Consider the following 23,402-nt stretch of genomic DNA (forward strand, 5'->3'; position numbering starts at 1 on the left):
ATCGGGTATCCGCAGAGAAGGGGCCGACACCGCTCGATTGTTCGATTCGGGAATCTGCTGGTAGTGTGACTCGACGACCGTCTTCGGCGTGCGCTCCTCGATGGAGTTCACCGCACGGAGGCAGCAAGTGGAGCCCGACTCCCACCGGCACGTAGCCTTCAACAAGTTACTTCCGGTCCGGTCGCACGATGGAGATCCTCACAGATTTCCTGCGTGCTTCCTCCCAGTGAGGAGACTGTACGACGATAGTTGTCGTGCTGGTCGACCGGTCGACATCGGGCCCTGCTATCGGATCACACCGAGAGCAGGGTTTTTTCGTTGCAGTGGTACGCACCGCTGCAGGGAATGTCGAGGATCGACGGCGACGGGCTGTGCCAGTGGCAGGCGGTCGGGTTACACACCACACCGCACTACCTAGGAGGCCCCATCAGCACTGAGACCCGCATCAACGATCGCATCCGAGTTCCCGAGGTCCGGCTTGTCGGACCGGGCGGTGAACAGGTGGGGATCGTGCGTGTTGAAGATGCACTCCGCTTGGCTCTCGAAGCCGACCTCGATCTTGTAGAAGTAGCTCCCGACGCACGTCCGCCGGTCTGCAAGATCATGGACTACGGGAAGTTCAAGTACGAGGCTGCGCAGAAGGCGCGCGAATCGCGCAAGAACCAGACGCTCACCGTCATCAAGGAGCAGAAGCTCCGTCCCAAGATCGACGCGCACGACTACGAGACGAAGAAGCGCAACGTCGTTCGCTTCCTCGAAGCCGGCTCGAAGGTCAAGGTCACCATCATGTTCCGTGGCCGCGAGCAGTCGCGTCCCGAACTCGGCTTCCGGCTGCTGCAGCGCCTGGGCGCGGACGTCGCGGAGCTCGGCTTCGTGGAGACCTCGGCCAAGCAGGACGGCCGCAACATGACGATGGTGCTGGCACCGCATAAGGGTGCCAAGACTCGCGTCAAGGCACAGGAGAGCGCAGCGGCTCCGCCCGCCCAGCGCGCACCGGCCCCCGCGCCGGAACAGCCCGCCGACGCAGCCCCGGCTGCCGAGGCACCGGCCGCAGCAGCTCCGGCTACTCCGGCGCAGACCAACTGAGCCTCGCGCTCTACCAGTAAGACAGCCCTACATCTGCTTCGGTGCACAGCTTTTCCGTGGCGATGTACGGCTGTGCCATGCAACACCGAAGAGCTATCAGAAGAAGAAGAGGATTTCATGCCCAAGCAGAAGACCCACAGTGGTGCCAAGAAGCGATTCAAGGTGTCCGGCAGCGGCAAGATCCTGCGCCAGAAGGCCGGCCGTCGCCACCTGCTCGAGCACAAGCCCACCAAGGTGACTCGTCGCCTCGATGGTGTTGCCGTCGTCAAGAAGCCCGACGTACCGCGGATCAAGCGCCTGCTCGGCATCTGATCTGGACCGGCCGCCGACCGATAGCGGTCGGCTTCATCCCATTACCATTCGGGGTTTCACAAGCCCCCAGATCGACAGGATTTACCAGTGGCACGCGTAAAAAGGGCCGTCAACGCCCAGAAGAAGCGCCGTTCGATTCTCGAAGCGTCCAAGGGCTACCGCGGACAGCGCTCACGTCTGTACACCAAGGCCAAGGAGCAGCAGCTCCACTCGCTGACCTACGCCTACCGGGACCGCCGCGCGCGTAAAGGTGACTTCCGCAAGCTGTGGATCACGCGTATCAACGCTGCAGCTCGGGCCAACGACATCACGTACAACCGCTTCGTCCAGGGCCTCAAGGCCGCGGGCGTCGAGGTCGATCGCAAGATTCTCGCCGAGCTCGCCGTGTCGGATGCTGCGGCGTTCGCAAGCCTGGTCGCCATCGCCAAGGCTGCACTGCCTGCCGATGTCAACGCTCCGGCCGGAGAAGCAGCCTGAGCGAGTCGACGTACGACGACTCAACACCGAAACGGCCCGTGGATTCGCTGACCGAGCGAACTCCGCGGGTCGTTTCGGCCGTCAAGCTCGCTCGAGCCGCGGAACGCAAGAAGACCGGGTTGTTTCTCGCCGAAGGCTTCAACGCGGTGTCCGAGGCGGCGCGGTCCCGGTTGATTCGTGAGCTCTTCTACACCGCCGATGCCCGCGAGCGCCACCACGACCTCATCGCGTCCGTCGAGGCCGGTGGCGCACGAGTTCATCCGATCACCGACCGTGCTGCAAAGGCGCTGTCCGACACCGTCACCCCGCAGGGCCTGATCGCGGTCACCGAGTTGGTCGACGTCCCGATCGACCGCGCGTTGGCCGGAACACCGCGGCTGGTGGCCGTACCGGTGGAGATGGCCGAGCCGGGCAATGCCGGGACGGTCATTCGCGTCGCCGACGCAGCCGGAGCGGATTCGGTCGTTCTGTTGGGCGACTCGGTGGACCCCCACAACGGCAAATGTGTCCGCGCATCGGCCGGCAGCGTGTTCCATCTCCCCATCGCTCGGGAGCGGTCGATCGAGTCCGGAATCGATGCGTTGCGCGGAGCGGGTCTGACCATCGTCGCCACGGCCGCCGACGGCGAAGTGGACTTGGACGACGCCGATGAGCTCCTCGTGCAACCGACCGCGTGGTTGTTCGGCAACGAGGCGCACGGGCTGCCCGAGTTCGTGACGCGCAATGCCGATCACCGCATTCGAATCCCGATCCACGGCCGTGCCGAGAGCCTCAACCTGGCCACCGCCGCGGCGATCTGCCTGTACGCGAGTGCCCGAGTGCAGCGACGCTCCGAAACTTCGTGAGCGCGTCTCGCCTAGGATCGATACCTGTCTGCTCCGCGCAGGAGTGAAGCCTGCGCAACGACCCTTCGTGGCAGACACCGACTATTACTCGAGGAGTGCAGCTGTCGTGGCGAAGAAAGATGTCGGAACCGAGCCGGTGGATCCGAGCGTTCTCGAGGAGTCCGCGCTCGGATCCGCAGTGGACTCGGCCGAGCAGGCGTTCGCCGACGCGTCGGACCTCGATGCTCTGACCAAGGTCAAGATCGACCATGTGGGCGGCAAGGCACCGTTGGCACTGGCACAGCGCGCACTCGGGTCGATCCCGGGGGACCAGAAGGCGGACGCGGGCAAACGCGTCAAGGCAGCGCGTGACCGAGTGCAGAAGGCCTTCGACGAGCGCCGCGCCGTGCTGTCGGCCGAGCGTGATGCCGCCATCCTGGTCGCGGAAACCATCGACGTCACCCTGCCGACCGACCGAGCTCCCGTCGGTGCCAGGCACCCCATCACGATCATTTCCGAACAGGTAGCCGACGTCTTCGTCGCTATGGGCTGGGAAGTCGAAGAAGGACCCGAGGTCGAGACCGAGCACTTCAATTTCGATGCGCTCAACTTCCTGCCCGACCACCCGGCACGCACGATGCAGGACACGTTTCACATCGCACCGGAAGGTTCGCGGCAGGTACTGCGCACCCATACCTCACCGGTGCAGGTCCGGTCGATGCTCTCGCGCGAGGTTCCGATCTACGTCGTGTGCCCGGGACGGACGTTTCGCACGGATGAACTCGATACGACGCACACTCCGGTCTTCCACCAGGTCGAGGGTCTTGCCATCGACAAGGGCCTGACCATGGCGCACCTGCGCGGCACACTCGATGCGTTCGCCAAGGCGTTGTTCGGCAACGACACCCGTACTCGCATGCGACCCAACTACTTCCCGTTCACCGAGCCGTCCGCCGAGGTCGACGTGTGGTTCCCGAAGAAGAAGGGCGGGGCCGGTTGGGTCGAGTGGGGTGGCTGCGGAATGGTCAACCCGAAGGTGTTGCAGGCCAGCGGCATCGACCCCGAGGTCTACACCGGATTCGCGTTCGGAATGGGTCTCGAGCGGACGCTGCAGTTCCGCAACGACATCCCGGACATGCGTGACATCGTCGAGGGCGACATCAGGTTCACGTTGCCCTTCGGTGTTCAGGCCTGACGGAAGTTTCCCACCCGCCCCACTTCTTCACGGATACAAGAAAGAGCTGAGCACACGTGCGAGTCCCACAATCCTGGCTGACCGAGGTCCTGCACGCGGGGACTCCCGACTGGGCCGTCTCGCCCGAGGAGCTCGATGCCGGTTTCGTGCGGGTCGGGTTCGAGGTCGAGGAACTCGACTCGCTGGACAACGTGACCGGCCCATTGGTGGTGGGTCGGGTGAGTTCGATCGAGGAGCTGACCGAGTTCAAGAAGCCGATTCGCTTCTGCCTGGTGGACGTCGGCGGTGCCGAGCCGCAGGAAATCGTGTGCGGTGCCAGGAACTTCGCCGAGGGTGACCTGATCGTGGCGGCTCTGCCGGGCAGCGTTCTGCCCGGGGGATTCGCCATCGCGTCGCGCAAGACCTACGGCCGCAACTCCAACGGCATGATTTGCTCGACGCTCGAACTGGGGTTGGGTAAGGATCACTCCGGAATCCTGGTGCTGCCCGAGGGCACGGCCGCTCCTGGCGACGACGCCAAAGCTGTTCTCGGCCTACAGGACTCGGTCATCGAGCTCAACGTGACCCCCGATCGCGGGTACGCCTTCTCGGTCCGTGGCCTCGCCCGTGAGCTGGCCTGCAGTTTCGATCTCCCCTTCGTGGATCCGGCGCGGACGGTTCCCACCGAGGTCACCGGTGACGCGTGGCCGGTCACCGTCGAACCGAACTCGGGCGCATCGCGATTCGCGCTGCGCAAGATCGTCGGCATCGATCCGACCGCGACCACGCCTTGGTGGATGCAGCGTCGACTTCTGCTGGCCGGTGTGCGCCCGATCTCGGCTGCCGTCGATGTCACCAACTACGTGCTGCACGAGCTCGGGCAGCCGCTGCACGCGTTCGATGCGTCCAAGCTCGACGGCGACCTCGTCGTCCGCCGCGCGAATGCGGGGGAGAAGCTGACCACCCTGGACGGCGTCGAGCGGGCTCTCGATCCCGAGGATGTCGTCATCGCCGACGGATCGGGAGCGATCTCGTTGGCGGGCGTCATGGGCGGCGCGTCCACCGAAGTCGACGATTCGACCACCGAGGTCGTGCTCGAAGCGGCGTCGTTCGATCCGCTCGCGGTGTTCCGCACCGGTCGTCGTCACAAACTCTCCAGCGAGGCCAGCAAGCGTTTCGAGCGGACCGTGGATTCGGCACTGCCGGTGGCGGCGCTCGATCGGGCCGCGCAGTTGCTGGTCGAGATCGCCGGTGGCCGGATCGAGCCCGTGCTGACCGATATCGGCGAGGCCGCCCAGTACCCCACGATCACGATGGACTTCGACCTCCCTGATCGAATCGCCGGAGTGCAGTACCCGAACGGCACCGCTGCCCGTCGGTTGACGCAGATCGGCTGCGGGGTCGAGGTGTCGGTCGACGACGGCGGACACGGCCAGCTCATCGTCACCCCGCCGTCCTGGCGACCGGATCTGGTGCAGCGCGCCGATCTGGTGGAAGAGGTGTTGCGCCTCGAAGGGCTCGAACAGATCCCGTCGGTACTGCCGTCGGCCCCGGGCGGTCGTGGCCTCACCGCCGAGCAGAAGCGCAGGCGCGCCGTCGGTAAGGCACTCGCGTTCTCCGGGTACGTCGAGGTGCTGCCTCCGGTGTTCTTGCCCAAGGGTGTGTTCGACACGTGGGGACTCGACGCGGACGATCCGCGGCGCGCGACCACCTCGGTGCTCAATCCGCTCGAGGCCGATCGTCCCGAGCTCGCGACCACAGTGCTTCCGGGTTTGCTCGAGATGCTGAGCAGGAACATCGCCCGCGGCCAGCGAGACGTCTCGCTGTTCGGCATTGCTCAGGTGGTGCTTCGACACGACGCCACCGCTGCGGTGGACGCGTTGCCGGTCGATCGTCGTCCGACCGACGACCAGATCGCCATGCTTCGCGGTTCGTTGCCGGCGCAGCCGGTGCATGTGGGCATGGTGCTCACCGGGCAGCGTGAATTGTCGGGTCCCTGGGGTCCCGGTCGCGCGGCCGAGGCCGCCGATGCCTTCGCAGCGGTGCGGACCGTTGCCGAGGCGTCCGGGGTGCACGTCGATCTTCGCGCAGCACAGCATCTTCCGTGGCATCCGGGTCGGTGCGCGGAGGTCTTGCTCGACGGCGAGGTCGTCGGGTACGCGGGCGAGTTGCATCCGGCGGTGCTGGAGCGGGCGGGCTTGCCGCCGCGCACGTGTGCCGCCGAGTTGAGTTTGAGCGCTCTTCCCGTCGTCGAATCGCTCCCTGCCCCCGAGGTGTCGCCGTATCCGGCGGTGTTGCAGGACGTGGCCGTGGTGGTCGACGCGTCCGTACCTGCGGCGTCGGTGCAAGCTGCACTCACGATCGGCGGTGGCGACCTGCTCGAGTCGATTCGTTTGTTCGACGTCTACGAGGGCGAACAGGTCGGTGAGGGTCGTAAGTCCCTGGCGTTCGCGTTGCGATTCCGCGGAGCCGACGGCACCTTGACCGAGGATCAGGCGACGGCTGCCCGCGATTCGGCGGTCGAAGCGGCATCGAAGGCCGTCGGAGCGCAGTTGCGCAGTTGACTCAGCGCAGTTGCGCAGCGGACTCGGCGCCGCTGCGCAGTTGGATCCGTGCACGCCCGGGCTCGGGTGTCCGTAGCGTGGAGTCACGAGTGGCCACAGGTGACGGGAGCAGCGCATGAGTGAATTCGGGACAGACGGTACGGCGACGGATGTGCAGGTGATCGAGCAGATCCTCGCTGCAGTGTCGGGTCGTCCGCGGTTGGCCCCGGTGGCGGCTGCCGCGGCGGCTCTGGCGGCCGAGCTGGGTACTGCAGATCCGGAGCCGGTCACCCCCGATCGTGGAGCCCCACCCGGAACGGTCCCCGACGTCGACGTCCCGCAGGTGACCAAGCCGCGGATCGACCAGCCGCTCGGTGATCCACCGCCGGGGGCTCCGCTCGGTGGCACGGTACCGGGAATCATCGACGCCGAATTGGTCGAGGACCTGCCCGGCGGTGCCGGATACGGTTCCGGTGCGGTGAGCGCTCCGATCGGTGACTTCACCGATTCGGGGGTGCCCACGTGGGACGGTGTGCGAGACAGGGTCGAACAGCGCGCGGGCACAGCCGTCGGCGCAGAGGAGTTGGACCGTGAGTCGAGGGCGGGCCGTGACCTCGATGAGCAGTGGAACGAACGGCAGGAAGCGGGCCGCAGGAAGCTCGACGAGATCCGCAAGTCCATGGGTGGACGCTGACACACCGGACCCGTTCATGAATGAGCTTGCATGATGCTGCATAATAAACCGCATGATTACTTCGGAGGCGACGCCGCGGCGCGTCGCGGTCGCGGGTGCCAGCGGATACGCCGGCGGTGAGATTCTCAGGCTGCTGCTCGGGCATCCGGGAGTGCGCGACGGTTCGTTGATCATCGGCTCTCTGACTGCGGGCGGCAATGCAGGCGCGACGCTGGGTGAATTCCATCCCCACCTGCTGCCACTGGCAGATCGCGTTCTCGGTCCCACCACTGTCGACGAACTCGCCGGGCACGATGTCGTGTTCCTCGGCCTCCCACACGGCAAGTCCGCCGAGCTCGCACTGCAGCTGCCCGATTCCGTGCTGATCATCGATTGCGGGGCCGACTTTCGCCTCACCGACGGTGCGGCCTGGGAGAAGTACTACAAGAGTCCTCACGCGGGCAGTTGGCCGTACGGCCTGCCGGAGCTGCCGGGCGGCCGCGAGCGGCTCGTCGGTGCCACCCGCATCGCCGTTCCCGGGTGCTACCCGACGGTGTCGTCTCTCGCGCTCGCGCCCGCGGTCGCCGCAGGCATCATCGAGCCTCGCGTCAATATCGTTGCCGTGAGCGGTACCTCGGGTGCCGGTCGCGCTCCCAAGGCCGATCTTCTGGGTTCGGAGGTGATGGGTTCGGTTCGGGCGTACGCGGTTGCCGGCGCGCATCGCCACACCCCCGAGATCGTGCAGAACCTCTCGGCCGTCGCCGGTAGCGCAGTTGCGGTGTCCTTCACGCCGGTTCTCGCCCCGATGCCGCGCGGGATCCTCGCCACCTGTACCGCGATCACCACTGCAACGCAGGCACAGGCCGTCGAGGTGTACGAAAAGGCCTACGCCGCAGAGCCGTTCGTGCACGTACTTCCGGCCGGCCGGCTTCCGCAGACCGGTGCGGTCATCGGATCGAACGCAGTACAGATGAGCGTGTCGGTCGACGCAGACGCCGGCTTGCTCGTCGTGATCGCGGCCATCGACAACCTGGCCAAGGGCACGGCAGGAGCCGCCGTCCAATCCATGAACCTCGCACTGGGAATCACCGAGACCGAGGGTCTCTCTACCGTAGGAGTAGCGCCATGAGCAGCGTCGGGAGCCAGGCGGAGGCCGTCGGCACGGTTGCGGGCAAGCTCGTGCGCACACAGGGTGTCACCGCTCCCGCGGGTTTCCGTGCCGCCGGTATTCCGGCCGGTATCAAGGCAAGTGGCAAGTCCGATCTGGCCCTGGTGTTCAACGAGGGCCCCGACTTCGCGGCAGCGGGTGTGTTCACCCGCAACAAGGTCAAGGCAGCGCCGGTGTTGTGGTCTCGGCAGGTGCTGTCCACCGGTCGACTGCGTGCGGTGATCCTCAACTCCGGTGGTGCCAACGCCTGCACGGGTGCGCCCGGGTTCCAGGACGCGCACCGCACGGCCGAGGAAGTGGCGTCGGCACTGAGCAATTGGGGTTCCGAGACCGGCGCTGTCGAGGTTGCCGTCTGCTCGACGGGTCTCATCGGTGACCGGCTTCCGATGGACAAGCTGCTGCCCGGCGTGACCGAGGTCGTGCACGAACTCGCAGGTGGCATTTCCGGTGGTACCGATGCGGCGTACGCGATCATGACCACCGACACCGTGCCCAAGCAGGCGGCTGTTCATCATGCCGACAAATGGAACGTCGGCGGCATGGCCAAGGGGGCAGGCATGCTGGCGCCGTCGTTGGCCACGATGCTCAGTGTCATCACCACCGATGCCGTTGCCACCGCAGACCAGCTCGACAAGGCGCTGCGCGCGGCGACCCGATTGTCCTACGACCGGCTCGACGTCGACGGCGCATCGTCGACCAACGACACGGTGCTGCTGCTCTCCTCCGGGGCCAGCGGAGTGGCACCGTCGCAGGAAGAACTCGACGCGGCGGTTCTGGCGGTGTGCGACGACCTGGCCGACCAGATGATGGCCGACGCCGAGGGCGTCACCAAGCGGGTACGGATCACCGTCTCGGGCGCGATGAACGAGGACGACGCCCTGATCGGTGCGCGCGCGGTCGCCAGGGACTCTCTGACCAAAACGGCCCTGTTCGGTTCCGATCCCAACTGGGGTCGGGTGCTCGCAGCGATCGGCATCGCCCCGATCGAGCTCGATCCCGATCGAATTGCCGTGTCCTTCAACGGTGATCCGGTGTGTATCGACGGCGTCGGTGCGCCCGGCGCTCGCGAGGTCGATCTGTCCGGTGTCGACATCGCGGTGACCATCGATCTCGGTCTCGGCGCGGGGTCGGCCACCATTCGAACCACCGACCTCTCGCACGCGTACGTCGAAGAGAACTCGGCGTACTCGTCATGACCTCGGCCGCACTGGATTTGACGGCCGCGCAGAAGGCCTTCACCCTCGCTGAGGCATTGCCCTGGCTGCAGCGATTCTCGGGCAAGATCGTCGTCGTGAAGTACGGCGGAAACGCCATGATCGACGACGATCTGAAGCGGGCGTTCGCGGCCGACATGGTGTTTCTGCGCACCGTCGGAATTCATCCGGTCGTCGTGCACGGCGGAGGGCCGCAGATCTCGGCCATGCTGACCAGACTCGGCCTGGCAGGTGAATTTCGCGGCGGATTCCGCGTCACCACGCCCGAGGTCATGGACGTTGCGCGGATGGTGCTGTTCGGGCAGGTCGGGCGCGAGCTCGTCGGCCTGATCAACGGCCACGGTCCGTATGCCGTGGGGATCTCCGGTGAGGATGCGCACCTGTTCACCGCGACGCGTCGTACCGTGCTGGTCGACGGCATCGACACCGACATCGGCCTCGTCGGCGACGTCACGTCGGTGAACCCCGCTGCGGTGTTCGATCTCATTGCAGCAGGACGCATTCCGGTGGTGTCCACCATCGCTCCCGACCGCGACGGCGTCGTGCACAACATCAACGCCGACACTGCGGCCGCGGCGCTGGCCAGTGCCATCGGTGCCGAGAAGATGGTGGTGCTCACCGATGTCGAAGGCCTGTACACCGATTGGCCCGATCGCAGCTCGTTGACCTCCGAGATCGACGCGTCCGCGCTCGAGGCGTTGCTGCCCTCGCTCGACGCCGGGATGGTGCCGAAGATGGAAGCGTGTTTGCGTGCGGTTCGAGCGGGTGTGCCGTCGGCGCATGTCATCGACGGTCGCGTCGAACATTCCGTGCTGGTGGAGCTGTTCACCGGTGAGGGGATCGGCACCATGGTCACCCCCGATCATTCTTCTACGTCAGGAGTCACGCCATGACCGGCACCGAGTCCACCCTCGATCTGCAACAGCGGTGGTCGAATTCGTTGATGGACAACTACGGTGTTCCCCGTGTGGCGCTCGTGCGCGGCGAGGGTGCGGTGGTGACGGACGCCGACGGAAAGCAGTACCTGGATCTGCTCGCTGGTATCGCCGTGAACATCCTCGGACATGCCCATCCGGCGGTGATCGAGGCGGTCACCGCTCAGCTGTCCACCCTCGGACACACCTCGAATCTCTATGCGACAGAACCCGGTATCGCGCTGGCCGAGCAGTTGCTCGCGCACCTCGGTGCCGGGGCCACCGGTCGGGTGTTCCTGTGCAATTCGGGAACCGAGGCCAACGAGGCGGCCTTCAAGATCGCTCGCCTGACCGGTCGCCCCAACATCGTGGCAGCCGAGAAGTCCTTCCACGGACGGACGATGGGTGCTCTCGCACTGACCGGTCAGCCGGACAAGCGGATCCCGTTCGAACCGATGCCTGCAGGCGTGCAGCATGTTCCGTACGGCGATGTGGCAGCTCTGGAAGCTGTGGTCGATTCCGATACTGCCGCAGTGTTTCTCGAACCGATCATGGGCGAGGGCGGTGTGGTGGTTCCGCCCGAGGGATACCTCCTCGCCGCGCGTGAGATCACCGCGAAGCACGGTGCACTGTTGATCCTCGACGAGGTGCAGACCGGTATCGGCCGTACGGGATGGTTCTACGCCCACCAGTCGGTCGGCATCGTGCCCGACGTGATCACGCTCGCCAAGGGCCTGGGCGGTGGCCTGCCCATCGGTGCATGCATCGGCATCGGAGCGGCGGGGGAGTTGCTGCATCCGGGCAAGCACGGCACCACGTTCGGTGGTAACCCCGTATGCGCTGCGGCGGCTCTGGCCGTCCTGCGCACCGTTGCCGACGAGGATCTGATCTCGCACGCGGACAGCATCGGCAAGACGATCGCGCACTCGATCGAGAGTCTCGATCACCCTCTGGTGAGCCATGTTCGGGGTTCGGGACTGCTCCTCGGCGTGGTCCTCACCGCCGCCGTCGCACCGGCGGCCGAAGCGGCCGCGCGCGAGGCGGGCTTCCTCCTCAATGCGGCACAGCCCGACGTGCTCCGGCTCGCACCACCGTTGATCATCACCGAAGAGCAAGCCGCGTCGTTCGTGACGGCGTTACCGGCCATTCTCGACGCAGCACAGGAGGCTCATCAGCCATGACCGTTCAGCACTTCCTCCGGGACGACGACATCACGCCGCAGCAGCAGGGCGAAATCCTCGCTCTGGCAGCAGAGCTCAAACGTGCACCGTTCTCGAAGCGTCCTCTCGAAGGCCCCAAGGGGATCGGTGTCATCTTCGAGAAGAACTCGACGCGTACTCGCTTCTCGTTCGAGATGGGCATCGCTCAGTTGGGTGGCCATGCCGTCGTCGTGACAGGTCGCGACACACAGCTCGGTCGTGAGGAGACTCTGCAGGACACCGGCCGAGTTCTCTCGCGCTACGTCGAAGCGGTCGTGTGGCGCACGTTCGGACAGAAGCGGCTCGAGCAGATGGCCACCGGCGCAACCATTCCGATCGTCAACGCCCTCTCCAACGAGTTCCACCCCTGCCAGGTTCTGGCGGATCTGCAGACCCTGATCGAGCACAAGGGAAATCTGCAGGGCCGCACCTTGGCCTACTTCGGTGACGGTGCCAACAACATGGCGCACTCGCTGCTGATCGGCGGTGTCACGGCCGGGCTGAACGTGCGTATTGCCGCGCCAAAGGATTTCGCGCCGCTCGGCTACGTACTCGACGCGGCGCAGGCGCGCGCCGAGGAAACCGGGGCCACCATCACCATCACCGAGGACCCGGTCGAGGCAGCCACCGGTGCCGACGCGCTCGTCACCGACACCTGGACGTCGATGGGCCAGGAGAACGACGGTCTCGATCGCGTCGCCCCGTTCCGGCCCTATCGAATCGACTCCGATCTGCTCTCGAAGGCCCAGTCGGATGCCGTTGTACTGCACTGCCTGCCCGCACATCGCGGCGAGGAGATCACCGACGAGGTGCTCGACGGTCCGCAGAGCGTCGTCTGGGACGAGGCCGAGAATCGCCTGCACGCGCAGAAGGCTCTGCTGGTGTGGCTTCTCGAACAGGCCAGTCGACCATGAGCGAGGACGTCACTGCGGTGCCGTTGACGGCGTCGACCCGCGCGGGCAGGCAGGCGCGGATCATCGCGTTGCTGGCCACGCATCAGGTACGTAGTCAACCGCAGCTGGCGTCGTTGCTCGCCGCCGAGGGAATCGACACCACTCAGGCGACGCTCTCGCGGGACCTGGAGGAACTGGGTGCGGTGAAGCTGCGCGCACCCGACGGTGGAGTGGGGGTGTACGTCGTGCCCGAGGACGGCAGCCCGGTTCGCGGAGTGTCCGGAGGCACCGATCGGCTCCTGAAGTTGCTGGGTGAGTTGTTGGTGTCCACCGATCACAGCGGAAACCAGGCCGTGCTCCGAACACCACCCGGCGCGGCGCACTACCTGGCCAGCGCTCTCGATCGCGCTGCGATGCCCGAGATCGTCGGGACCATCGCAGGAGACGACACGATTCTGTTGATAGCCCGCGAGCCACATACCGGTGGCGAGGTCGCGGACAAGATCGAAAAGCTTGCTCGACGCGGTAACTGAGATCCGGTTACCCATCATGCGCAACAAGAACAACGAAGGAGCTTGAACACCATGGCCGAACGCGTCATCCTCGCCTATTCCGGCGGACTCGACACCTCCGTCGCCATCAGCTGGATCGGGAGGGAGACCGGCAAGGAGGTCGTTGCCGTCGCCATCGATCTGGGGCAGGGCGGCGAGGACATGGACGTCGTGCGTCAGCGCGCACTCGATTGCGGCGCAGTCGAATCCGTCGTCGTCGATGCCAGGGACGAGTTCGCCGACGAGTACTGCCTGCCGACGATCCAGTCCAACGCGCTGTACATGGATCGGTACCCGCTCGTGTCGGCCATCAGCCGTCCGTTGATCGTCAAGCACCTCGTCGAGAACGCGCGGGCGCACGGCGGAACCGTTGTCGCACACGGGTGCACGGGCAAGGGCAACGACCAGGTTCGGTTCGAGGTCGGCTTCAACACCCTCGCCCCCGAGCTCGAGGTGTTGGCACCGGTTCGCGACTACGCGTGGACGCGCGAGAAGGCGATCAAGTTCGCGGAAGAGAACGACATCCCGATCAACGTGACCACCAAGTCGCCGTTCTCGATCGACCAGAACGTCTGGGGACGCGCGGTGGAGACCGGTTTCCTCGAGGACCTGTGGAACGCGCCGACCAAGGACGTCTACGACTACACCGAGGATCCGACGGTCAACTTCCAGGCTCCCGACGAGCTCATTGTCTCGTTCGACAAGGGTCGCCCCGTCGCGATCGACGGCCGTCCGGTCTCGGTACTCGAAGCGATCCAGGAGCTCAACACTCGTGCCGGAGCGCAGGGTGTCGGCCGCTTGGACGTCGTCGAGGATCGGCTCGTCGGCATAAAGAGTCGCGAGATCTACGAGGCACCCGGTGCCATGGTGCTCATCCGGGCCCACGAGGAGCTCGAGCACGTGACCCTCGAGCGCGAGCTCGGTCGCTACAAGCGCCACACCGACCAGAAGTGGGCCGAGCTGGTGTACGACGGCCTGTGGTACTCCCCGCTCAAGGGCGCTCTCGACACGTTCGTGCAGCACACGCAGGAGCACGTTTCCGGCGACATCCGCCTGGTCCTCCACGCGGGCGGGATCATCGTCAACGGACGCCGCAGTGGTGAGTCGTTGTACGACTTCAACCTCGCCACCTACGACGAGGGCGACACGTTCGACCAGTCCGCGGCCAAGGGATTCGTTCAGCTGCACGGACTCTCGTCGAAGATCGCCGCGAAGCGGGACCTGGGCCTGTGACGAATTCGGAGATCTCACACGGAACCAACGAGGGTTCGCTCTGGGGTGGCAGATTCGCATCCGGACCGGCCGCCGCCATGGCGGCGTTGAGCAAGTCGACGCACTTCGACTGGGTACTCGCGCCGTACGACATCCGCGCATCCATGGCGCACGCCCGGGTGCTGAACGGTGCCGGACTGCTCACCCCGCAGGACCTCGAGACCATGCTCGACGGTTTGCAGCGTCTCGCCGACGACGTCGCCTCCGGTGCGTTCGTGGCAGCCGATTCCGACGAGGACGTGCACGGCGCTCTCGAACGCGGGCTGATCGATCGCGTCGGACCCGAGGTCGGGGGCCGGCTGCGCGCGGGCCGGTCGCGTAACGACCAGGTCGCCACGCTGTTCCGGATGTGGCTGCGCGACGCCGTCCGTCGGGTGTCGGTCGGCGTTCTCGATGTGGTCGACGCGTTGGCCACCCAGGCAGCGGCGCATCCGACGGCCGTCATGCCGGGCAAGACACATTCGCAGGCCGCGCAGCCGGTGTTGCTGGCGCATCATCTGCTCGCGCACACCCATCCGTTGCTGCGCGACGTGCAGCGCTTCGCGGACTTCGACACGCGAGCAGCGGTGTCGCCGTACGGTTCCGGGGCTCTCGCCGGTTCGTCACTGGGTCTGAGTCCGGAGAAGATCGCAGCCGAGCTCGGATTCGACTCGTCCGCCGAGAACTCGATCGACGCCACGTCCTCGCGCGACTTCGCGGCCGAGGCTGCGTTCGTGTTGGCGATGACGGCGGTCGATCTGTCTCGGTTCGCCGAGGAGGTCATATCGTGGAGCACGCCCGAGTACGGCTACGTCACATTGGCCGACGCATGGTCCACGGGCAGTTCGATCATGCCGCAGAAGAAGAATCCGGATGTCGCGGAGCTGACCCGCGGAAAGACCGGTCGACTGATCGGAAACCTCACCGGTCTACTGGCCACGCTCAAGGCACAACCGTTGGCCTACAACCGTGATCTCCAGGAGGACAAGGAGCCGGTGTTCGACTCGGTGGCGCAGCTCGAGCTGTTGCTGCCTGCACTCACGGGATTGACGGCAACGCTCGAATTCCACACCGAGCGCATGGCCGAACTCGCACCGGCCGGGTTCACGCTCGCCACCGACATCGCCGAGTGGATGGTGCGGCAGGGGATCGCGTTCCGCGTAGCTCACGAGGCCGCGGGTGCCTGTGTCCGAGCGGCCGAGGCTCGAGGCGTCGGGCTGGCGGATCTGACCGACGACGAGCTCGCCGCGATCGATCCTTCCCTCACGCCGGCCGTTCGTGAGGTGCTCACGGTGGAGGGTTCCATCTCGTCGCGGGACGCCCGCGGTGGCACTGCCGCGGTGCAGGTGGCGCATCAGCTCGGGGGCGTGCGAGCCACGGCGTCGATGCTGCGTACGTGGGCCGAGGAACCGGTGTTGCGGCACTGAGTGCGCAATCGACATCCCTGCCGGTTCGTCGAGTGTGATGTGAGAAGCTTTCGTCACGCGAAGACCGATGCCGGTCGTTCCGTCGGGGCCGAACGCAGGAGTGTACTTGTGGGACTGAATGCAGACGCCGTACGCGGCCCACTGCGCCGTGCCATCGCCACGGCGCAGAACGGTCTCGAGGTCATCCGTCTCGGTGGGCTCGAGACCGAGGTGGACCCGTCACCGTTTCGGGTGATGGACCGCGAGCCGATGTATCGGCTTCGTCGTTACTTCCCCGACGATGTTCCTGCGGACAGTCCTCCGGTGGTGCTGATTCCTCCGATGATGGTCTCCGCGGACGTCTACGACGTGACGACCGACCAAGGGGCGGCGGGAATCCTGCACGGCATGGGGTTGGATCCGTGGGTCGTCGACTTCGGTTCGCCCGATACCGAGGAAGGCGGATGGGGCCGCACGCTCGCCGATCACGTGGTGGCGATCAGCGAGGTCGTCGACAAGGTGCACGAGCACACCGGTCGCGATGTACACCTGGGTGGCTATTCCCAGGGCGGAATGTTCTGCTACCAGGCGGCCGCCTACCGAGGCGGCCGAAATCTGGCCAGTCTCATCACCTTCGGGGCTCCGGTCGATACACTCGCCGGTTTGCCTCTCGGGATCCCGGCCGGAGTGGCGACGCGAGGTGCGGAGTTCCTGGCCGACCATGTGTTCACCCGGCTCGCCGTGTCGGGGTGGATGGCGCGGACGGGATTCCAATTGCTCGATCCGGCGAAGACCGTGCGGTCGCGCTTGGATTTCCTACGCCAGTTGCACGACCGTGAGGCACTGTTGCCACGCGAGCCGCAGCGACGCTTTCTGGCGATGGACGGGTGGGTGGCCTGGTCCGGCCCGGCCGTTGCCGAGTTGTTGAAGCAGTTCGTCGTGCACAACCGCATGATGACCGGCGGGTTTGTCATCAAGGACAGACTGTTGACTCTGGCAGAACTGACGGTGCCGGTGTTGGCCTTCGTCGGCGAGGTGGACGACATCGGTCAACCGCTCGCCGTCCGCGGCATCCAGCGCGCTGCCCCGCGTGCGCAGGTCTTCGAAACAACCTTGCGCGCAGGCCATTTCGGCTTGGTTGTCGGCAGTACCGCGGCTGCGCAGACGTGGCCGACGACGGGAAACTGGATTCGGTGGCGGGAAGATCTCGGACCCAGGCCCGAGGCGGTCCGCGTCATGGAACGCGAGGATCACGGTGACAGCGACAGCGGAGTGTCGATCACCAATCGACTGATTCATACCGCTGCCTCCATCGCCGAAGTCGGCGTCGGTGTCGGCCGCGGGCTGGCGTCGGCCGCGACGGGGGCGGTGCGCGGTACCCGGGAGATCTCGTCCGAAGCCGTGCGTACCTTGCCGAGGCTCGCCCGCCTGGGGCAGATGCAGCCCCACAGCCGAGTCTCGTTGGGCCGCTTGATCGCCGAACAGGGACGTAAATCTCCGAACGGCGAGTGCTTCCTGTTCGACGATCGAGTGCACACCTACGATGCCGTGAACGTTCGCATCGACAACGTGGTGCGCGGTCTGATCAGCGTCGGCGTGCGGCCCGCGTCGCGCATCGGAGTGCTGATGGAGACCCGCCCCAGCGCGTTGGCTGCCATGGCGGCGCTCTCGCGGATCGGGGCGGTGCCTGTTCTGCTGCAGCCTGGCAGCGACCTGACTGCAGCCTTGCGGACCGTCGACGTCGACACGGTGATCGCGGATCCGGAGAACGTGGCAGCTGCAGTGTCGGTGACACCGAACGTCCTGGTGCTCGGCGGCGGAGACACGCGGACGCTCGACGTCCCGTCCGGATACGAGGTCACAGATCTCGAGGCCATCGATCCCGACACGGTGCGTTTGCCCCAGTGGTACGAGCCGGACCCGGGTCGTGCCCGCGAACTGGCGATGATCCTGTTCACGACTACCGATCACGGTCTCGAACCGCGATACATCACCAACCACCGCTGGGCCTTGTCCGCTTTCGGTACGGCCACCACTGCTGCTCTCGGTCCCGGCGATACTGTGTATTGCCTTGCACCGCTGCATCATTCGGCAGGAATCCTCGTCACGATCGGTGGTGCACTCGCGGGCGGATCGCGGATCGCACTGTCGCGTGGTCTCGAGCCCGAGAGGTTCAGCGAAGAGGTCTACCGCTACGGCGTCACGGTCGTGAGCTACACCTGGACGATGATGCGTCAGATCCTCGACGACGGCCGATTCCCCGTCGACTCCGGTCACCCGGTGCGGCTGTTCATCGGATCCGGCATGCCGGTGGGGCTGTGGCGACGCACTCTCGCAAGATTCAGCCCGGCTCGGGTACTCGAGTTCTACGCCTCCACCGAGAACGACGTGATTCTGGCCAACGTCGCAGGCTCGAAGATCGGATCTAAGGGCCGCCCGTTGCCCGGTAGCGCACGGGTTGCATTGGCGGCCTACGACCCGATCACCGGGCGTCTCGAAGAGGACGACGAGGGCTTCGTCCGACAGTGCCGCGACGACGAGATCGGACTACTCCTCGGCCGACCGAGCGGAGACGGCGAAGCGACCAGTCACGTCATGCGGGGAGTATTCGAACCCGCGGACGCGTGGATCCCCACCGAGAACCTGTTCCGTCGCGATTCCGACGGCGACTACTGGCTCGTCGACCGCAAGGACACCGTCGTGCGATCGGCCTGCGGGCCGGTGTACACCCAACCGATCGTCGACGCGGTGGGTGACCTGGATCAGGTCGATTCGGCTGTGGTGTACGGAGTGCGGGTGACGTCCGATCGGCCACGATCGGTGCGCGTCGAGGCATCGGCCACCGAGGTGGCCGTCTGCGCCATATCGCTGCAACCGGAAGCCGTGATCACTGCTCGCGCGTTGACGGACACTCTCGGCGTGCTCCTGCCGGCGGAGCGTCCGGCGATCGTGCACGTGGTGCCCGAAATTCCGGTGGGTCGCGCGTACCGACCGACCGCGACGGCGTTGAAGCAGGTCGGCATTCCGACGCCGAGTGCGCGTTCGTGGTACTACGACTCCGAGTCGAACAGCTATCGTCGAATGACGAAAGCTGTTGTGGCCGAGCGGTTCGTCGGACGAGAAGCCGCCGCCGAACAATCGTCGTAGCAATGACGTCATAGCAATGACTCAGTGCAGAACGGAACGTGTTCGGTAGCGTAAGCGAGTACACCACTTCCGGTTCGACCGGATCAGAACGAAGGACACCCGTGGCAATCGATTCGACACTGCTTTCCATTCTTGCGTGCCCAGTGGACAAGGGACCGCTGTTGTTGATCGAAGGGGAACTGCTATACAACCCGCGACTTCGGCGTGCATATCCCATCGAGAACGGAATCCCGGTGTTGCTCGCGGACGACGCCCGCGATGTCGACGACGCCGAGCACGAGTCGATCCTGTCGCGCGCCACGTCCTAGTACTTTCCGTCGGTCACCCCGCGTTCGTCGACCACTGGGTTCGTCGACTACGGCGTTCTACGACTACGGGGTTCTACGACGCAATGTCGCGGCGGCTCCGATCAGCGCGGCGACGGTGAAAGCCATGACCAGGGCGAGGTCGGTCCACATACGGCCGGTGGCCGCGGGGTACCGGGCTATCTCCTGGAGCGCGTCGACCAGGTAGCTCAGCGGCAGAACATCGCTGATCGCGCTCAGCCAGTTCGGCATCTGGTCTCGTGGCACCAGTAGTCCGCACAGGAACAGCTGCGGAATCACGACGACCGGCATGAACTGAACGGCTTGGAACTCGGTGCGAGCGAACGCGCTGCACAGCAGTCCGATGGCGACGCCGAGCATCGCTCCCAGGACTGCGATCACCAGAACCCATCCGACCGAGCCCTCGATGTCGAGCCCGAGAAATCCGAACGCGACGGTGCACGCGAGCAGCGCTTGACCGACAGCGGCGAGCGAGAAGGCGGACCCGTAGCTTGCAAGCAGGTCCAATTTGGACATCGGCGTCGTCAGCAGGCGCTCGAGCGTTCCGGAGGTGCGTTCACGCTGCATCGAAATCGACGTGATCAGGAACATGACGACGAACGGCAGGATGCCGAGCATCGTGATGGCGACCCGATCGAACAACGACTGCTGGTTCGGCTGGGTCGGCACGTCTTGGTAGAGGTAGTACAGCAACACCATCAGCAGGGACGGAACGAGCAGCACCATGGCGACCGATCGATGGTCGGCTCTGAGCTGGCGCAGGATGCGGCCGGTGCCGGCTGCATAGATCCGCGCGTTCACGATGTCTGTTCCATGGATCTGACGAGAGACAGGAATGCGCGATCGAGGGTCGTTTCGTTCGTGCGTGCGAGTAGCGCGTCAGGGCTCGATTGGGCAAGCACGGTGCCGTCGCGCATCAGAACGAGACGGCTGCAGTGCTCGGCCTCTTCCATCACGTGGCTCGAGACCAGCACCGTTGTGCCTCGTGCTGCAATATCGGCGAAACGTGACCACAGCTCGGAGCGCAGCACGGGATCCAAGCCGACGGTCGGTTCGTCGAGCACGATCAGCTCGGGTTCGGCAATGAGCGCACTGGCCAGGGATACCCGCCCCAGTTGACCACCCGAGAGTTCGCCCGCCCGTAACGATGCGTGGTCGGCCAGGCCGACCGACTCGATGGCGGACGCCACGTCCGCGCCGCGGCGACCGTACAGCGACCCGAAGTACTGCACGTTCTCCCGAACGGTGAGATCTCGATAGACACTCGGCGCCTGGGTCACGTAGCCGACCGTGCGGCGCAATGGTGCCGAGCCAGCCGGAGATCCGAGGACTGTCACGGTTCCGCTGTCCACGATCTGAGTGCCGACGATCGCACGCATCAGAGTCGTCTTGCCGCAGCCCGACGGACCGAGAAGTCCCGTGATGGCTCCACGAGGGATCGTCAGGGACAAACTGCGCAGCACCGTTCGTTTGCCGCGGCGAACCGTCAGCCCTGTGATGTCGACGGCGTGTTCACCGGTGAACGCCATGTCGGCCTCCAGACTCGTCGGATGTTGCAGTAGTAGCCCCGTCGCGCTCGGTGGTCAAGGGCGAAGCATCATGGGAGGGATGAATGCCGTTGAGTTGGAGACCGGGGAGCCCGACGACGCAGCGCGACGCATCCTCGGTGGAACCATCACCGTGGGCGACGTGTCCGTGCGCATCGTCGAAGTCGAGGCCTACGGTGGTCCGCTCGACGGTCCGTGGCCCGATCCGGCCGCGCATTCCTTCCGGGGGCAGACCGCTCGCAACGAGGTGATGTTCGGTCCTGCAGGTCGTCTCTACGTCTACCTGAGTTACGGAATGCATCTCTGTGTGAACGTGAGCTGCGGCCCGGACGGTACGGCCGCTGCTGTGTTGCTTCGTGCGGGTGAGGTGGTGGCGGGCCACCACGTCGTCGAGAGCAGGCGTGCCGACCGCGGCCCACGATCGGCGCGGGTCGAGGCCGGTTGGGCCCGCGGGCCGGGCAATCTCGGTCGAGCAATGGGCGTCTCGCTGGAAGACAACGGAAAGGACGTGTTCGACGCGTCGTCGCCCCTCACCCTCGACCTTCTCGAACGCCCGCTGCACGAGAAGGTAGTTGGATCCGGCCCACGGGTGGGGGTGAGTGCCGCGGCCGATCGTCCGTGGCGCTTCTGGGTGCTCGGGTCACCGTCGGTATCGAGCTACAAACGGAGTCCTCGCGCCGCCGCGCCCGGTGGCTCGGAGGCCTGACCGACGTGTGGATGCGTCCATGCAGGAGAATCGACGTCGTGAGTGAGAACATCATCGACGAAATGACCTGGCGTGGACTGATCGCGCAGTCCACAGATGTGGACGCGCTGAAGAAGGCCACATCCGAGGGCCCGATCACGCTGTACTCCGGCTTCGATCCGACCGGTCCTTCGCTACACGCAGGGCACCTCGTGCCGTTGCTGGCGCTCAAGCGTTTTCAGCGGGCAGGCCACCGTCCGATCGTTCTCGCCGGTGGTGCCACAGGACTCATCGGTGACCCGCGCGATGTGGGGGAGCGGACCATGAATTCCCGCGAGGTCGTCACCGACTGGGCGTCGCGTATCCGTGGCCAGCTCGAGCGGTTCGTCGATATGGACGAGAGCCCGACTGGCGCAGTGGTGGTGAACAACCTGGCCTGGACGGGGGAATTGTCCGCGATCGACTTTCTCCGCGACATCGGCAAGCACTTCTCGATCAACGTGATGCTTGCTCGCGAGACGGTCAAGAACAGGCTCGAGAGCGACGGAATGTCGTACACCGAGTTCAGCTACATGCTGCTGCAGGCGAACGACTACGTGCAGCTTCGCCGCCAGTACGGCTGCAGCCTCCAGATCGGTGGCTCCGATCAGTGGGGAAACATCATCGCCGGGGTGGAACTCAACCGGCGTCAAGACGCCGAGTCGGTCCATGCAATGACGGTTCCGCTGGTCACGTCCGCCGATGGGAAGAAGTTCGGTAAATCCACCGGCGGCGGCAGCCTGTGGCTCGACCCGGAGATGACGAGCCCGTACGCCTGGTACCAGTACTTCGTGAATACCGGTGACGCGGATGTGGTGAAGTACCTGCGCTGGTTCACTTTCCTGTCCAAGGACGAGTTGGCAGAACTCGAGTCGGCGACCACCGAGCGTCCGCACGCGCGCGAAGCGCAGAAGCGCTTGGCCGCAGAGATGACCACGCTTGTCCACGGTGAAGCGGCGACGCGATCGGTCGAACTCGCCAGCCAGGCGCTCTTCGGGCGGGCCGAACTGACGGAACTCGACGAGAAGACGCTCGCCGCCGCGCTACAGGAAGCGTCTGTGGCGGATATCGAAGCGGGTGCGCCGAACACCATCATCGATCTGCTCGTCGCTACCGGGTTGAGCGAAAGCAAGGGCGCTGCCCGACGCGCGGTCAAGGAGGGTGGCGCATCGGTCAACAACGTCAAGATCTCCGACGAGGAGTGGACGCCCGGCGCGGACGATCTCCTGCACGGCCGGTGGTTGGTGGTGCGACGCGGAAAGCGGAACTTCGCCGGAGCCCGAATCCTCGGCTAGATTTTCGATGGCTGCCAGTGGCCGGAGTCACATCCGTGTAATTTGGTTACGACGCCCGTCAGGTGGGTAAGTGACGCGGTGCGACCAGGTCGTTCACGCGAACTATCCGTGAACGACCTGGGGATTTGACGCGTTGTTATCCGGGGCGTAACTTTGTCCAGGTCAGAGCGACACGGACGCCAGCCCAGACCGCAAGGCCTGAGCGACGCGGAGTTCGCCTTCGACAAGATGAAGTCGATCGGATCGCAAGATTTCGACCCCTTCACGGATGAGAAGCCAGTTTGACTGCGCTCGATCATCTGATCTAAGCTGGAACGGTTGCCCCGGACACCCACGAGCTTCAGCTCGATGGTGAATGGTGTGTGCGTGTTCTTTGAGAACTCAACAGTGTGTCGATGAATGTCAGTGCCGAATGTTTTTGGCGCTCATGCCTTTTGGGGTATGGGTGTGACATCTTCTTGCTTCATTCTTCCCGTCTGAGGTGAGAGGGTTTTGTTTGTTTTGCTAGTTGAGTTTTTTTGCTAGTGATTTGACTCTTTATGTTTATGACTGATTTGCAGTTTCGGCTGTTGATCGAGAGTCTTTTACGGAGAGTTTGATCCTGGCTCAGGACGAACGCTGGCGGCGTGCTTAACACATGCAAGTCGAGCGGTAAGGCCTTTCGGGGTACACGAGCGG

At 65.2% G+C, this 23,402-nt stretch carries 21 protein-coding genes and 1 rRNA gene; 20 read left to right on the forward strand and 2 right to left on the reverse strand.

The features are described from left to right. The first annotated feature begins 345 nt into the window (after positions 1 to 345). The 17 genes from infC (at position 346) to CH296_RS21465 (ending at position 19,140) form a co-directional block, all read left to right on the forward strand. The gene (gene infC, locus CH296_RS21385; RefSeq protein ID WP_045199680.1) at positions 346 to 1,086 is read left to right on the forward strand and encodes a translation initiation factor IF-3; all 741 of its coding nucleotides are present in this window, start codon (positions 346 to 348) and stop codon (positions 1,084 to 1,086) included. Positions 1,087 to 1,203: 117 nt separating this feature from the next. Next, entirely contained in the window at positions 1,204 to 1,398 is a 195-nt protein-coding gene (gene rpmI, locus CH296_RS21390) for a 50S ribosomal protein L35 (protein ID WP_032394297.1), read from the forward strand. 87 nt (positions 1,399 to 1,485) lie between these two features. Further along, a complete protein-coding gene (gene rplT, locus CH296_RS21395) occupies positions 1,486 to 1,875 on the forward strand; it encodes a 50S ribosomal protein L20 (RefSeq protein WP_032378959.1) in 390 nt (129 codons plus the stop codon). A gap of 38 nt (positions 1,876 to 1,913) precedes the next feature. Next, positions 1,914 to 2,720 carry an RNA methyltransferase gene (locus CH296_RS21400; RefSeq protein ID WP_094632447.1) on the forward strand — a complete coding sequence of 269 codons (807 nt, stop codon included), beginning with the start codon at positions 1,914 to 1,916 and terminating at the stop codon, positions 2,718 to 2,720. Between the two features lie 106 nt (positions 2,721 to 2,826). Continuing rightward, positions 2,827 to 3,894, forward strand: a complete 1,068-nt coding sequence (pheS, locus tag CH296_RS21405) for a phenylalanine--tRNA ligase subunit alpha (RefSeq protein ID WP_094632466.1) — start codon at positions 2,827 to 2,829, stop codon at positions 3,892 to 3,894. A gap of 56 nt (positions 3,895 to 3,950) precedes the next feature. Further along, positions 3,951 to 6,437 (forward strand): phenylalanine--tRNA ligase subunit beta, encoded by a 2,487-nt coding sequence (gene pheT, locus CH296_RS21410; RefSeq protein ID WP_094685704.1) that lies wholly within the window; start codon positions 3,951 to 3,953, stop codon positions 6,435 to 6,437. A 115-nt stretch (positions 6,438 to 6,552) separates the two neighbouring features. Then, positions 6,553 to 7,110, forward strand: a complete 558-nt coding sequence (locus tag CH296_RS21415) for a hypothetical protein (protein WP_094647843.1) — start codon at positions 6,553 to 6,555, stop codon at positions 7,108 to 7,110. Positions 7,111 to 7,162: 52 nt separating this feature from the next. Then, on the forward strand, positions 7,163 to 8,218 hold the full coding sequence (gene argC / locus CH296_RS21420; protein WP_094685705.1) for an N-acetyl-gamma-glutamyl-phosphate reductase: 1,056 nt from the start codon (positions 7,163 to 7,165) through the stop codon (positions 8,216 to 8,218). Continuing rightward, positions 8,215 to 9,453: a bifunctional glutamate N-acetyltransferase/amino-acid acetyltransferase ArgJ gene (argJ, locus tag CH296_RS21425; protein WP_094685706.1), complete on the forward strand. Its 1,239-nt coding sequence runs from the start codon at positions 8,215 to 8,217 to the stop codon at positions 9,451 to 9,453. Before argC ends, argJ begins: the two co-directional genes overlap by 4 nt. Then, positions 9,450 to 10,364 (forward strand): acetylglutamate kinase, encoded by a 915-nt coding sequence (argB, locus tag CH296_RS21430; RefSeq protein WP_094658413.1) that lies wholly within the window; start codon positions 9,450 to 9,452, stop codon positions 10,362 to 10,364. Before argJ ends, argB begins: the two co-directional genes overlap by 4 nt. Next, a complete protein-coding gene (locus tag CH296_RS21435) occupies positions 10,361 to 11,566 on the forward strand; it encodes an acetylornithine transaminase (protein ID WP_094647845.1) in 1,206 nt (401 codons plus the stop codon). Before argB ends, CH296_RS21435 begins: the two co-directional genes overlap by 4 nt. Further along, a complete protein-coding gene (gene argF, locus CH296_RS21440; protein WP_094632456.1) occupies positions 11,563 to 12,498 on the forward strand; it encodes an ornithine carbamoyltransferase in 936 nt (311 codons plus the stop codon). The genes CH296_RS21435 and argF overlap by 4 nt, the downstream gene beginning before the upstream one ends. After that, positions 12,495 to 13,010, forward strand: coding sequence for an arginine repressor (locus tag CH296_RS21445; protein WP_037192611.1), 516 nt, complete (start codon positions 12,495 to 12,497; stop codon positions 13,008 to 13,010). The genes argF and CH296_RS21445 overlap by 4 nt, the downstream gene beginning before the upstream one ends. Before the next feature lie 51 nt (positions 13,011 to 13,061). Beyond that, positions 13,062 to 14,261 (forward strand): argininosuccinate synthase, encoded by a 1,200-nt coding sequence (locus CH296_RS21450; protein ID WP_094647846.1) that lies wholly within the window; start codon positions 13,062 to 13,064, stop codon positions 14,259 to 14,261. After that, the gene (argH, locus tag CH296_RS21455) at positions 14,258 to 15,706 is read left to right on the forward strand and encodes an argininosuccinate lyase (protein WP_230596634.1); all 1,449 of its coding nucleotides are present in this window, start codon (positions 14,258 to 14,260) and stop codon (positions 15,704 to 15,706) included. The genes CH296_RS21450 and argH overlap by 4 nt, the downstream gene beginning before the upstream one ends. 108 nt (positions 15,707 to 15,814) lie before the next feature. Further along, complete coding sequence (locus CH296_RS21460) at positions 15,815 to 18,832, forward strand: AMP-binding protein (RefSeq protein WP_094632470.1); 3,018 nt, start codon at positions 15,815 to 15,817, stop codon at positions 18,830 to 18,832. Between the two features lie 101 nt (positions 18,833 to 18,933). Beyond that, entirely contained in the window at positions 18,934 to 19,140 is a 207-nt protein-coding gene (locus tag CH296_RS21465; protein ID WP_032394286.1) for a Trm112 family protein, read from the forward strand. A gap of 63 nt (positions 19,141 to 19,203) precedes the next feature. Here the strand turns inward: CH296_RS21465 and CH296_RS21470 are convergent, their stop codons facing one another. Then, positions 19,204 to 19,959, reverse strand: coding sequence for an ABC transporter permease (locus CH296_RS21470; protein WP_094685707.1), 756 nt, complete (start codon positions 19,957 to 19,959; stop codon positions 19,204 to 19,206). Next, positions 19,956 to 20,687 carry an ABC transporter ATP-binding protein gene (locus CH296_RS21475; RefSeq protein WP_094685708.1) on the reverse strand — a complete coding sequence of 244 codons (732 nt, stop codon included), beginning with the start codon at positions 20,685 to 20,687 and terminating at the stop codon, positions 19,956 to 19,958. The genes CH296_RS21470 and CH296_RS21475 overlap by 4 nt, the downstream gene beginning before the upstream one ends. 79 nt (positions 20,688 to 20,766) lie before the next feature. Here CH296_RS21475 and CH296_RS21480 point away from each other — a divergent pair, with 79 nt between their 5' ends. The 3 genes from CH296_RS21480 to CH296_RS21490 form a co-directional block, all read left to right on the forward strand. Further along, positions 20,767 to 21,411, forward strand: a complete 645-nt coding sequence (locus CH296_RS21480) for a DNA-3-methyladenine glycosylase (protein WP_094685709.1) — start codon at positions 20,767 to 20,769, stop codon at positions 21,409 to 21,411. A gap of 38 nt (positions 21,412 to 21,449) precedes the next feature. Further along, on the forward strand, positions 21,450 to 22,724 hold the full coding sequence (gene tyrS / locus CH296_RS21485) for a tyrosine--tRNA ligase (protein WP_032394282.1): 1,275 nt from the start codon (positions 21,450 to 21,452) through the stop codon (positions 22,722 to 22,724). A 583-nt stretch (positions 22,725 to 23,307) separates the two neighbouring features. After that, positions 23,308 to 23,402 (forward strand): 16S ribosomal RNA (locus CH296_RS21490); the annotation flags it as partial.

It is taken from the genome of Rhodococcus sp. 14-2496-1d (assembly GCF_002259365.1).
In the GTDB taxonomy this organism is placed as follows: domain Bacteria; phylum Actinomycetota; class Actinomycetes; order Mycobacteriales; family Mycobacteriaceae; genus Rhodococcoides.